The organism is Massilia sp. YIM B02769 (assembly GCF_030411995.1).
Lineage (GTDB): Bacteria > Pseudomonadota > Gammaproteobacteria > Burkholderiales > Burkholderiaceae_D > Telluria.
This window is the reverse complement of record NZ_JASNRC010000018.1, coordinates 88914-99741: the sequence shown is the minus strand read 5'-3', so window position 1 is coordinate 99741 and position 10828 is coordinate 88914. Positions and strand designations below refer to the sequence as shown.

Here is a 10828-nt window from a genome sequence, read left to right as displayed (position 1 = left end):
GGTGGTGACCTTGCGCACCTGGCCCAGGCCGGCGCCAGCGGGGAACAGGGTGACGTCGGTGGTGTCCAGGCCTTCGAGCGTGAACGAGGTGCCGGTGGCCGCCTTCAGGCGGAACACGCGTCCGTTGGCCTTGCTCCAGCCGCCGGTGTATTCGACGAAGTCGCCGGCGGCGAAGGTGTTGGTCGCGGTGCACACCGCCTCGGCGGCGTTGCTCGCCGCGGTGATGACCACAGCGGTGGCGAAGACGCTCGCCACGGCGAACGCGATGTTGTTTGGCAGTTGCATTTATGGGCCTTTCAGGTAAATAGCCCGACAGCCGGGCAAAGAAAAGGCCGCCCGGATTTCTCGGGGCAGCCTGGATGGGGTTAAACGGTTATCAGACGAACAGCTGGAACTCTTGCATCGCTCCGCGGTACTCCGTCACTTCATCGTACGTGTCGCCGGCGCCGGTCAGTGCCTCGACCTGCAGCGCCGTCTCCGCGCGCAGGGCGCTCTCGACTTGCGCGGCCACCTCAAATGCTTCGATAGAGGTGCTGGACCACACATTGATCTGCACCCGAACGAAGCGCTTGGCGGGCGCCTCGCCGGTGACGAAGTTAATGGGCGGCCCGCCGATCACCTGGAACGTGATGTACGGGGTAAGCGTGTCGGCGTCGGCGATCCCAGGGAACACCCGGCCGCCGGCCAGCTCGCCCAGCACCAACCGAATCTGCTCGTGTGGGGTCATGTTGAATTCCTCGCCAGTTGTTGGGCCAGCGTGCGCGTCATCAGGTCGACCGCGTCGCGCTTTCTGGCCTCGTACGCTGGCCGCATGAACGGGTACGCGCGGACTCGGGCATTCCCGTATTCGAGCTCTGCGGCGCGGCGGTGCGCTGCCCAGCCAATGGTCCGGCCTGTCCGCGCACTCACATTCGTGTTTTTCGGGACGAACTTGTGGCCCTTTTCCACCCAGCGCCAGTAGTAGGCGCCGTCTCTGGATGCATTGCCATTTCGCACGGTGACCAGGTCGACCTGCACCGTGCCGCCTACCAAATCCGCTTCGAGGCGCTTAACGAGGATGCATTCGAAAAGCATGCCGGTCTTCTTGTTGGACAGCGCATTCTGGTTCGCCTGATCGCGGAACAGATCGGCGCCGGCGAATCCAACAGTGCGCAGCGTCGGCTCGTCTATCGATTTGACGACCTGCTCGGCGGTCTGCTTTACCGCCTCGATGAGTGACGACGTGTCGAACCGCATCATTTCACGGCCTCGCAGACCAAATCCATGATGCGCCGGTCGACGTTGCGCAGCGGTGGCGCCTTAATCGCGTAGGTCCGTTCGTTGTGCACGACCCGCATGGTCTCGTCGATATCGGCCCGGTACCAGGTGCGGATCGATGCGCGCAGCACCGAAACCTCGGTGTCTGCACGCAGCGTTTCCAGGCCTCGCAGATGGCGAACATCGCCCCGCATGCCCGGCTCGACTGGCACCCAGGCCTGGCCCGGCTTTCGCTGGCCCGCCGCGTCGCGCTCTTGCGACGGTTTGAGAAACGTCAGGTAATCGTTGAACATCAGTACACCACCTCCCCATCGAGCAGGTGCACCGCACTGGCCGCCATTGATGCGGACAGCTGGCCGAACTGCTCGGCAACGCGGCGCAGGATGAAGCCCTTGACCGAGTCCGGCACGCTGGTGTGATCCGGGCCGTAGCCGGCCACGTACTGCACCTCGACAGCGTTGATGCGCGCGGCGGTCGTCGGCCAGGCCTTGCCCGGCGCCGGAACGATGTAGGCCGGCTCGCTCTCGACATCCACCTGGTAGTCCTGCGGGTGCAGCTCCTGCTGCTGGCCGGCCTGGTCGATGAACTTGACGTGCACCACCTCGATCAGTCTCGGGCGCGGCAGCTTGATCGAATCGTCGAAGCGGTCAAGCGTCAGGCGCAGGGTCTGCTTGATGAACGCGCGCTGCGTCTCGAACTCCGCCTCCGCCGTGGCCGTCAGTACGGCTTGCTTGACCTCGTCGTCCAGGCCTGCGCCGTTCACGCGCGCCGCCGTGATGGCGGAATCGAGCGAGACCGCCAGCTGCGCCGGCGGAGTGATCACTTTCGGGGTCATCGGTAGTTTTCCTGTCTTGCTGGTAGCCGGCCGCCGGTGGAGACCTGAGCGGGCCGAGATTGGTATTCCTGGCGCCGCGGCGTGTAGCCGGATCCGGCCGGCGCGCGGGCATACTCGATCTGGGCACCCTGCCTGAACATCACGTCGCTGCCGGCGACCGTGAAGGTGCCCGGGTTGGCCGAGAGCCGGCGCGCCACCTTGAGCAGCGCGGCGGCGCCGACGACGTCGAACGCCCCTGGCCCAACAGCCAATCGGCGCTGTGCCGTGAGGCTGACGGGCGAAGACCCAATGCCGAACGAACCGGCGCCGGCAGTGATCCGCCGCGCCACGACGAGCGCCGCCGGCGCACCCGCCAGCGCGAAGCCGCCGGGCGATGCCGTGAGGACGTAGGTGGGACCACCTGGCGCCGGCGCAGCGGTGTGCACCAGCGTGGCGACCTGGCCGACGACAGCGAATGAACCAGGCGCCGCAGACAACCGACGGGCTGCGACCAGCGTGGCGACGCCGCCCGCCAGGCTGAACACGCCAGGAGCAGCTGCGAACTTGCGGGCAGCCCGCAGCCCGGCAGCCGAGCCAGCGAGAGCGAATGCACCCGGCTCGACTGACAGGCGGCGAACGGCGCGCAACGCCGCAGCGGCGCCGGCCAGCGAGAAACCCGCTGGCGCCGCCGCCAGTCGCCGGGCGACCCGAAGGCCGGCCGGACTGCCGGTAACAGCGAACGCTCCAGCAGCAGCCGTCAGGGTGTAGCTCCTCGGCTGGGCTTCGTCTTGGTCGTCGGCATAGGGGTTCGCCAGCACTTGGTAGATGCCGCCGGACAGCGCGGTGGCCTGGTCCGGAGACAGCACCAGGTCGATCACTCCCGCGAATTCGATCGAGCCATCCCAAACCCTGGCGCCGTCGCTGGCGCGATTGCCGATCGTCAGCGGCACGGATGGCGCGTCTCTCAGAACCCCGGCGACAACACTGTCGTTCAGGACGCGCTGCCCGTTCACGTACGCGTTGATCGTGCTGCTTGCGCCGTCATAGGCGTGCGCCACGATCAGGATGCAGTCCTGCCCTACCGCAGCCGTCGTGGCTGTCCCTGGGATATCAATGTTTCGCTCGGTGCTGGACCCTGCATAGAAGCCGTAGCTGATCGCAGCCCGTGAGCCGTACCACATCAGGAACTGCCCGCCGCCACTGGAGGTCTTGTCGAACAGGCGTCCGAGGTTGCCGCCACCGCCACCGTTGCGGCGGAATCGGAAAATATAGGAGCGCCCGGACAGCGGGAAGTCGCCGACCAGCCCTGTAGTGATCCGGTCCGTGCTGCCAGCGCCGACCGCCGCGCCAAAGCCGCCGACCGCGCCGTCCGGCGTGCTTACCACCTTCACGCCGACAGTGGTTGCCGCCTGCTGCGCTACGGCGTCGAAGCCGCGGTGCACGCCTGGAAGGGACAGCAGGCGTAAGGCCGGCGCCAGGGTGTGCTGGCGGTTCAGCTGCAGCTTGCCCTGCGGCTGGTAGCGCATGCCGGCCATGTGTCAACCCTTCGCGAATAGCACGCCGCGCAGGCCCACTGGCTGCAGCGTATTGCCGTAGCCGACCAGGCGCACGTACGAAATTTCCTTTGGCAGGTCAATCGGCACCGGCGTCGAGGTGCTGTTGGCGTTGGTATTGCCAGCGCCGCGCCAGATCTCGACGATGTTCGTGCCGTCGTTCTTGTCCGAGCCCTGCCAGATGAACTGGCCAGCCACGCCCGGAGCGGAGGTGTTGGTGAGGAATGCGGCGAGCTGGCCACCGTTCAGTGCAGCAACCGACACCCATGGGCCAACGATAAACGGAGCAGATTCGGATGTGCCGGGAGTCATCTGCGTGGCCGCCAGGATTTCGACGGTCTGTCGCGTTGGTGCGGTCATTTTTCGGTTCCGTTCTTGTAAAACAGCGCGTCTTCGACCTCGGCGGCGGTAAGCGGTGCTGGCTCGCGGCCCAGGGCGCAGAGCGTATCTGCGTCCGCCTGGGCCACTGCGCCGGCGCCGACGAAGGACTGCACGGCGGCTTGCGTGACTGGCGAACCGATCCGCAGTCGGCCTTGCTCGAGCAACGGCACGACGTGGCGCAGCTCGGGGTTGCCCTTGATGAAGTCGATCAGCTGGTTGCCGGCGGCGATGCCGATCACTTCCAGGATCGTGCCGTAGCCGATCTCGGTCGCGCTCGGGCGCGTGCGCCCGTTGGACAGGAGCAGGGCCAAGGCGCGGCAGTCTTTCGCCGCCACCAGCGCAGCGCATGCCGGGTTCGCGCGCGCGGCGGTGCGCAGCGCAGCTTGTTGGTCAGGCGTCATGATCAGGCGATCGTGAAGACGCCGGCCGCCTGGTCGAAGTCGATCAGGATGCTTTCGCCGTCGAGCAGCGTAATGCTGTCGCCGCGGTCCCAGCAGCCGATCAAGTCTTTGGCAGTGGCCGAGTCGTTGTACAGGACCGCGTAGCGGAACGGCCCCACCGGCCCGCCGCCGGCTGTGAGATTCAAGTCGGCGCAGGTCAGCTTGTACGAGCCGCCCGTCTGCGCCGATGCGCTCGTGGTCACGTTCCTGCTCGAGGAGTTGGTATATGCGATCTCGGTGAGGTCGGAAAGAACGCCGGCCGTTGCCGCATTGGGCGCCGTGTTCGTCAGCGCGACCTTGATCTGCGCTGTGGACAAGTTGTGCTTGCCGTGCGCGACCGCTTCGATGAATTTCTGCAGTTTGGTGAATGCGGCCATGGGCCCTCGCTATTTGTTTTCGTTCAGCCGCTCGCAGATCACCGCGACCAGCTGTTCATCGGTGCGGCCGTCGACGTCTTCCGGAAAGAGGACGGCGCGGCCGCGTGTGGTTTCGACCGGGTAGCACCAGGCGCCCGGGTCGGCCGCCCACTCGCGCAGATCGGCGAGCAGAGCGGCGGTGGCGGGCCCGATGCCCACCGGCTTACTTCAGCGACTCGGCGTACTTCACCGCGGCGGGCGCGGTGTCGACGACGCCAACGAGCGCTTTCGCTTCGTCGGCATCGACCTCGACGACGTCGTCGATCTCGCCCAGCGGGCACTTGACCAGCACGCGGGCCTTCACTTTTTTGGCATCTGCCATGTCTTTCTCCTACGGGTTGGGAGGGGCCAGCCACAGCTGGCCGCCGGTTGCGGTTAGGTGGCCGAGTTCTGGTAGTACTTGATCGCGCCGCCGACGTCGACCATGTTCGCGCCCGAACGCTGGAACGCGAGGAAGCCGACCTGGCCCTTCTCGGTGTACTTCGAGTCGGTCATGCGGAACAGGGTCAGGTCCATCACGTCGCGGATCAGGTACTTCGAGAAGTCGCCGAACAGGATCGACTTCGCGTTCGCGGCCATCACCGGCATGTGCTGGTTGATGATGATCTCGCGGCCCATCAGGCGATCAGGAGCGCCGCCGGGGTTGCCCTGCTCGTAGCCCGGCACGAAGATCGGACGGCCATTGCCGTCCTTCAGCTTGCGCAGCACCTTCAGGCTGTCGTCGTGCATCATCCACTTGGCCGTCGCACGGTAGTACGGATCGACCGAGTGCTCGAGGTCGACCAGGTCGTCGTAGGTGACGGTGCCGGTCTGGCCGGTAGCGCCGACCTTGCCGGCGCCCGACGCGGTAACGATGCCGCGCGGCTGGGCGGTGCCGGTGCCGACGGTGTGGTGGCGGTTCTGGATGCGACCCAGGCGCAGCTGCAGCAGGCTCTGGATGTAGGCCTCGATGTTGAACATCGAATCTTGGATCAGCTCGAACGGCAGCGCGATCGACTTCGACGAGTACTTGTACACGTCCATCGACGCCTGGCCGAAGCCGGTGTCGCCACTGCCGGCGCCAGCGCTCTGACCGACGATCTCGCCCTCTTCCTGGGTCGAGTCTGCGGTCGGGAACAGCATCTGCGCGCCGGTCGAGGTCTGGATGCCGCTGGCGACGCTGCGCACCGAGAACGCTGCCTTCATAGCCTGGATCAGCGTCTTGTTGAACTCGGTGGCCACGGTGTAGCCGCCTTCCGAGCCGGTGGTGGTCGACATCGCGGCGCGGATGTCGTGGTTCACGCGCGCATTCATCGCGCTGCGCTGCTCGGCGCTCAGGGCCGACAGGCCGCCCGACAGCATGGCGCGCAGTGCAGCGCTTTCATCGGCGTCGCGCACGCCACCGCGGTACGCCGCTTGCAACGCGGCATCATGCTGGGCTTCCGGGTTTTCGCCGGCGACCTGGGCGATGCGCTGTTCGCGCGCGATCTCGGCGTCGATCGCCTCGACCTCTGCCAGGAAGCTGTCCAGCTGGGCAGCTTCGGCCGCCGGCATGCGTTGGTCGGCTGGGTACTTGTTATTCAGGTCGTGGGCCTTCTTGGCCGCGGCGTTACGTTTTTCGCGCAGTTGGGCGAGCTTGCTCATGTGGTGCCTTTCGGTGGGTAGTCCGCTCTCGCGGCTGGTTGGGGCAATAAAAAAGCCGCCCGGAGGCGGCTGGCTTAGTGGCGCGAGAGCGTCAGCTAACTTGGGTGCGGGCCATCATGCTGATGCGTTGCAGCTGGCGGGCGCGGTGTTCTTCGGTGGCGACCGGGTCGACCTGGTCGGGTTCCTTGTTTTCGATCTTCGGCGCCTTGGCGTAGGCGCTCATGTTCCAGGACGCCTCGGCCTTCTTGCCGGCGGCGATGCGGTCGACCAGGCCGGCGGCCACCGCTTCCTCGGCGGTGTACCAGGTCTCGGCGTCCATCGCGGCGCGCACGTCGTCGACGGCCATGCCGCTTTTCGCCGCGTACTGGCCTGCCAGGCTGCTGTCGATTTTTCCGAGCAGGACGGCGGTGGCGGTCAGGTCGTTGGCGTTGCCCATCGCCCAGGTCCAGGCGTTGTGGATCATGAAGAAGCCGCCTGCGGCGATCTCGACCTCGTCTGCGGCAATCGAGATGACGGTGGCCGCGCTGGCGGCATAGCCGTCGATGTGCGCGATCACCTTGGCGCCGGTATCGCGGATCGCCTGACAGATGGTCTGCGCGGCGAACACGTCGCCGCCCGGGCTGTTGATGCGCAGGTGGATCGTGCCGCCCTTGATGTTGCGGATGGCCGGGACCAGGGCCTCGGCAGAGACGCCGCCCCACCAGTACGCGGTGTCCTCGTCGGCCACGATCGCGTCGTAGATATAGATCTCGGTCTCGTCAGCGCTGGCGACGATCCGAGACTGCGGCAGCCGGTCAGGCCGTTTCTTGTTGCTCGCCAGGAGCTGGGTCAGGCTTTTCGGCACTCATGCCTCCATTCGTTTTCAATTTGGTGTTCGGCGGCATGTTCTCCTGCCGGCGAACTTCATCTGCGGTCAAGAACGGCTGCTCGCCGGCGCGGCCCAGCCCTATCCTGTACGCCTCATACCGCGCCTTGATGTCGCCGCGCTCGAGCGCCGCGGTGATGTGCTCGACGAAGTACTTCTGGCGCACGGGCCAGAGCTTGCTGTTCAGCTCCTGCTGGATCGGCGTCAGGTGCCGCTGCAGCGTGTAACGGACGAAGCCAATGCCCTGCTCCGCGATTCCGCTGCCATGGCTGGTTTGCTTCTCGGTGTGCCCGACCATGTGCGGCGGCACGCCGAAGATGCGGCAGATTTCCTCGACCGTGAACAGGCGCGTCGCCAGGATCTCGGCGTCCTTCGAATTGACACTCAGCTGCGCCGGCTTCAGCCCGCCAGTCAGGATCAGCGGCCCACGGCCGCCGTTCTGCACGCGAGCGATCAGCGAGGCCTTCAGCGCCAGCAGCTGCTTGTCGTCCACCTTTTTCTCGGACGTCAGCGCGTAGTCGAAGTTGGCGCCGCCGGAGAAGAACCTGCCTGCGTGCTCCTGTGAGGACAGCGCGGTACCGATCGCTTCCAGCGCCGCGTAGGTGAGCGGGCTGGGACTGGTCAGGCCATCGAAACCCAGGCTCGGCAGATGGATGATGTCGTCGCGGTGGAGCACATACGACGGCTTGTCGCCCGGGCTGATGCGGTAGTAGACCTCATCGCGGTCCTTGAACGGCTGCACGGTGTGGCGCGGCAGCGGTTTCCAACCGATCACGCGGTTGCTATGGAAGCTTGGCCGGATCCACTCGCCAAAACCATCGCCGTGCGACAGCTTCGACAGCATGATGGCCTCCCAGGCGGCCGAGGCCGTCCAGCCGTCGCTCGCCTTCTCGTTCAGCATCCACCAGTAATCGTGGTCGGCAGAGTCGCGGTCGTTGCCGCTGCGCTCGTAGATGCCGATCGGCAGCGTCGCGATGGCGCCGGCGACCAGCGCCATGCAGCCGTAGGCCGCCGACACGCGCATGGCCGTCTCTGCCGTCACGGCGGCGCCGGACGAGGATCGGTGCGCGGCGCCGAGCAGAGAGGCGAGGCCGTCCATCGACAGCTCGCTGTGCGAGTTCTCGCCCAGGGCCACGACGCCGGCGCGTTCGGATGCGCCGTCTCGACCGGCCATCCAGGAGCCCAGCACGCGCGATTCGTGTCGCGTGGCCTCCAGGTTCAGTAGTGTTCCGGTCATTCAAAGGTCCAATACGATAATTTCGGGCGCGTCCGGCGTCTCCGGATCGAGCGCCATGAGTGAGACGGCGTTGAATAGCGCCATCAACGGGTCGATCTTTCCGGTGCCTGATGCCTGCTTGGTGATCAGCGCCGCATTCCCGCGGGGTTCGACCTTGGCATTGCCGACGCACCAGGTCATGAGCGGCTGGCCGCCGTGCACCAGCACGCCCTCTGCGAGCTTGCGTTCGGCGACGCTGATCGGGCCGATCAGCTTCCAGCCTTGTGAGATGGCGAAGCATTTGTCTTCGTCGATCTCTTCGTCGACCAGGGCCTGGAACATGACCTTGTGGGTTTTTTCCGGGTCCAGGCCGACCGATGCGAGCAGCCCGCTGTCGTCCACCTGCTTGACCAGCGACGCCACCTCGGCGACGTCGCCAGGCAGCTCGTCGATGATGATCAGGTCACCCTGTTCCTGGAAATCGCTGTACTTGGTCTCTTCACTCTTGCGGCGCTCGATGGCGATCGGATGCGCGAACGCGCGCGTCCAGGCGAGCCACTTCTTCGTGCCGCGCTCGCGGCCCAGGGCGGCGAAGCCCAGCAAGTCGTCCAGGCCGCCGCCGTCGATGCCGACCGTGACGACCTCGGATCGCTCGAGCAGCTCCTCGAGCGTCAGGCCTGGCACCTTCGCCTGCCGTTCCCAGAAGTCGGCGCCGCTCCAGCGGTCGGCGCGCAGGTTCATCCCGATCTGCACGTTCAGGTGCTTGGCCAAGAACTTCTGCAGCGAGCCGTCGGTCTTGTGCAACAGTTTCTTGAGCTCGTCCTCAAGCCATTCGCTGCTGACCGAGCGCCCGATGTTCGGGTTGGTGATGTAGTACGTCGACGAGTCGAGGTAGGCTTTCGCCTTGATGAGGGACGCCGGATATTCGTACAGCACGCCCAGCGACTTGCGGTCGTAGATTTTCCCGTCGCGGACATCCCGATAGTAGTCGAGCTTTTCCTTGAACACGCCGGCGGGCGGCTCGTCGCTCTGGGTCGTCAAGTAGATGACCCAGCCCTCTGGACGCGAGACCTGGCCGCCGAGGGCCTCCATGAACATCGCCGCGGCGTTGGCGCGCTTGCCGAACAGCCAGTGCTCGTCCACCAGAATGCGCCCGGACTTCTTTCCCGACACGGTATCGGTATCGGCCGCCACCACCTTGAGCGAGGCGCGGGACACGCGGTGTGTGATCGTGCGCACGTGGTCCTGGACGTGGAACAGCGCGGACAACTCCTCATCGGCACGCACCATGGCGGCCGCCGGCTTGAAGCTGTTATCGGCCACCTGCATGGTTGGCGCCAGAATCAGGTGCTCCTCCTCGTTGCGCCAGCAGAGGATGACGGCCGTCAGCATGATGCCGGCGGCGATCGTCGATTTCGTGTTCTTCTTGCTGATTAGGAGGTAGTACTCCCGGATCAGCTGCTTGCCGGTCTCGCCGTCGTAGCCACCGAAGATGGCTGCGACGAAATCAAATACCCACTGCTCGCTGCACTCGCCGAATGTCGGCTTCCCGGGCAGGTCGACCACGCGCAATTCCTTGAAGATGGCCAGCGCCTGGGCGGCCTGCTCGGGGAATATCGGCGCCGGAATGATCGACTCGCCAGCCTGCAGGCGTCGCTCCCAATCGGGGCATGCTGTTGTCCATTCCATAGTCACACCTTCTTGCCGCCAGCAGCAGCAAGACGCGGCGGAGCCGCCTGGCCGAACTTGCTGGCCACCTTCTGCGCGTCCTCATCCTTCTGCTGCTTCTTCCCGCCCTCGCCCTTCTTCTGGTGCACAAACGGCATCAGCGCGCGGGCTGCGTCGACGCGCAGCTTCGCTTCGGTGCCGGAGTCGTTCATCACCGCCCGGAGGAAATCGAGGGGATCGCTGTACGGCACGGACAGGGGCAGCACAGCGGGTTCTTTCTTCGGTCGGCCAGCACCCGGCCGGGCGCCGCCGCTCCGTCCTGGTTGGCCTGCCATTTGAATTCTTTCGAAAAGGGGGATTTATTCTGCGAATGGGAAGCTAGTCGGTGTCTTGAGGTCGAGGTCGCAAAGGTTTGATGCCCCCCTCTGTCAGCCCTCGACCAGGCCGCCGGCGGCGCGCTGCCGCGCTTCCCTCGCCGTCTTCGCATCGTGGCATGGCGTCTGACACAACAGTTCCTTGTTGTCGTCATCGTCGGACCCACCAGCCCAGAGCGGCTTCAAGTGGTCCACCACGGTGCCGACGCTTGTGCGCCCTC

General features: G+C 65.8%; 16 protein-coding genes and 1 pseudogene. All 17 read right to left on the bottom strand.

Going from position 1 to position 10828, the window contains the following annotated elements:
- A partial coding sequence (locus QPK31_RS24145; RefSeq protein WP_290425441.1) for a phage tail tube protein occupies positions 1-285 on the bottom strand: 285 nt, incomplete at its 3' end.
- A gap of 91 nt (positions 286-376) precedes the next feature.
- Positions 377-727, bottom strand: a complete 351-nt coding sequence (locus QPK31_RS24140) for a DUF3168 domain-containing protein (protein ID WP_290425440.1) — start codon at positions 725-727, stop codon at positions 377-379.
- Positions 724-1239 carry a hypothetical protein gene (locus QPK31_RS24135; RefSeq protein ID WP_290425439.1) on the bottom strand — a complete coding sequence of 172 codons (516 nt, stop codon included), beginning with the start codon at positions 1237-1239 and terminating at the stop codon, positions 724-726. The genes QPK31_RS24140 and QPK31_RS24135 overlap by 4 nt, the downstream gene beginning before the upstream one ends.
- On the bottom strand, positions 1236-1550 hold the full coding sequence (locus tag QPK31_RS24130; protein WP_290425438.1) for a phage head closure protein: 315 nt from the start codon (positions 1548-1550) through the stop codon (positions 1236-1238). The genes QPK31_RS24135 and QPK31_RS24130 overlap by 4 nt, the downstream gene beginning before the upstream one ends.
- Complete coding sequence (locus QPK31_RS24125; protein ID WP_290425437.1) at positions 1550-2092, bottom strand: hypothetical protein; 543 nt, start codon at positions 2090-2092, stop codon at positions 1550-1552. Before QPK31_RS24125 ends, QPK31_RS24130 begins: the two co-directional genes overlap by 1 nt.
- Complete coding sequence (locus QPK31_RS24120; RefSeq protein ID WP_290425436.1) at positions 2089-3606, bottom strand: LamG-like jellyroll fold domain-containing protein; 1518 nt, start codon at positions 3604-3606, stop codon at positions 2089-2091. Before QPK31_RS24120 ends, QPK31_RS24125 begins: the two co-directional genes overlap by 4 nt.
- Before the next feature lie 3 nt (positions 3607-3609).
- Positions 3610-3984, bottom strand: a complete 375-nt coding sequence (locus tag QPK31_RS24115) for a hypothetical protein (RefSeq protein ID WP_290425435.1) — start codon at positions 3982-3984, stop codon at positions 3610-3612.
- On the bottom strand, positions 3981-4406 hold the full coding sequence (locus QPK31_RS24110; RefSeq protein ID WP_290425434.1) for a hypothetical protein: 426 nt from the start codon (positions 4404-4406) through the stop codon (positions 3981-3983). Before QPK31_RS24110 ends, QPK31_RS24115 begins: the two co-directional genes overlap by 4 nt.
- 2 nt (positions 4407-4408) lie before the next feature.
- Positions 4409-4822: a hypothetical protein gene (locus QPK31_RS24105; RefSeq protein ID WP_290425433.1), complete on the bottom strand. Its 414-nt coding sequence runs from the start codon at positions 4820-4822 to the stop codon at positions 4409-4411.
- Between the two features lie 9 nt (positions 4823-4831).
- Complete coding sequence (locus tag QPK31_RS24100; RefSeq protein WP_290425432.1) at positions 4832-5020, bottom strand: hypothetical protein; 189 nt, start codon at positions 5018-5020, stop codon at positions 4832-4834.
- A gap of 4 nt (positions 5021-5024) precedes the next feature.
- Positions 5025-5183: a hypothetical protein gene (locus tag QPK31_RS24095; RefSeq protein WP_290425431.1), complete on the bottom strand. Its 159-nt coding sequence runs from the start codon at positions 5181-5183 to the stop codon at positions 5025-5027.
- 53 nt (positions 5184-5236) lie between these two features.
- On the bottom strand, positions 5237-6484 hold the full coding sequence (locus QPK31_RS24090; protein ID WP_290425430.1) for a phage major capsid protein: 1248 nt from the start codon (positions 6482-6484) through the stop codon (positions 5237-5239).
- A gap of 91 nt (positions 6485-6575) precedes the next feature.
- Complete coding sequence (locus QPK31_RS24085) at positions 6576-7328, bottom strand: head maturation protease, ClpP-related (protein ID WP_290425429.1); 753 nt, start codon at positions 7326-7328, stop codon at positions 6576-6578.
- The gene (locus QPK31_RS24080) at positions 7279-8586 is read right to left on the bottom strand and encodes a phage portal protein (RefSeq protein WP_290425428.1); all 1308 of its coding nucleotides are present in this window, start codon (positions 8584-8586) and stop codon (positions 7279-7281) included. Before QPK31_RS24080 ends, QPK31_RS24085 begins: the two co-directional genes overlap by 50 nt.
- The gene (locus tag QPK31_RS24075; protein WP_290425427.1) at positions 8587-10254 is read right to left on the bottom strand and encodes a terminase large subunit; all 1668 of its coding nucleotides are present in this window, start codon (positions 10252-10254) and stop codon (positions 8587-8589) included.
- A gap of 2 nt (positions 10255-10256) precedes the next feature.
- Entirely contained in the window at positions 10257-10568 is a 312-nt protein-coding gene (locus tag QPK31_RS24070) for a hypothetical protein (RefSeq protein WP_290425426.1), read from the bottom strand.
- Between the two features lie 93 nt (positions 10569-10661).
- Positions 10662-10826: pseudogene (locus QPK31_RS24065) on the bottom strand (HNH endonuclease); the annotation flags it as partial.
- Positions 10827-10828 lie beyond the last annotated feature (2 nt).

Excerpts from the sequence above, each read along its gene's own strand:
- QPK31_RS24070 (WP_290425426.1), bottom strand. The coding sequence starts at position 10,568 with ATGGCAGGCCAACCAGGACGGAGCGGCGGCGCCCGGCCGGGTGCTGGC.
- QPK31_RS24075 (WP_290425427.1), bottom strand. The coding sequence starts at position 10,254 with ATGGAATGGACAACAGCATGCCCCGATTGGGAGCGACGCCTGCAGGCT.
- QPK31_RS24135 (WP_290425439.1), bottom strand. The coding sequence starts at position 1,239 with ATGATGCGGTTCGACACGTCGTCACTCATCGAGGCGGTAAAGCAGACC.
- QPK31_RS24130 (WP_290425438.1), bottom strand. The coding sequence starts at position 1,550 with ATGTTCAACGATTACCTGACGTTTCTCAAACCGTCGCAAGAGCGCGAC.
- QPK31_RS24110 (WP_290425434.1), bottom strand. The coding sequence starts at position 4,406 with ATGACGCCTGACCAACAAGCTGCGCTGCGCACCGCCGCGCGCGCGAAC.
- QPK31_RS24080 (WP_290425428.1), bottom strand. The coding sequence starts at position 8,586 with ATGACCGGAACACTACTGAACCTGGAGGCCACGCGACACGAATCGCGC.
- QPK31_RS24090 (WP_290425430.1), bottom strand. The coding sequence starts at position 6,484 with ATGAGCAAGCTCGCCCAACTGCGCGAAAAACGTAACGCCGCGGCCAAG.
- QPK31_RS24120 (WP_290425436.1), bottom strand. The coding sequence starts at position 3,606 with ATGGCCGGCATGCGCTACCAGCCGCAGGGCAAGCTGCAGCTGAACCGC.
- QPK31_RS24140 (WP_290425440.1), bottom strand. The coding sequence starts at position 727 with ATGACCCCACACGAGCAGATTCGGTTGGTGCTGGGCGAGCTGGCCGGC.
- QPK31_RS24125 (WP_290425437.1), bottom strand. The coding sequence starts at position 2,092 with ATGACCCCGAAAGTGATCACTCCGCCGGCGCAGCTGGCGGTCTCGCTC.
- QPK31_RS24095 (WP_290425431.1), bottom strand. The coding sequence starts at position 5,183 with ATGGCAGATGCCAAAAAAGTGAAGGCCCGCGTGCTGGTCAAGTGCCCG.
- QPK31_RS24115 (WP_290425435.1), bottom strand. The coding sequence starts at position 3,984 with ATGACCGCACCAACGCGACAGACCGTCGAAATCCTGGCGGCCACGCAG.
- QPK31_RS24105 (WP_290425433.1), bottom strand. The coding sequence starts at position 4,822 with ATGGCCGCATTCACCAAACTGCAGAAATTCATCGAAGCGGTCGCGCAC.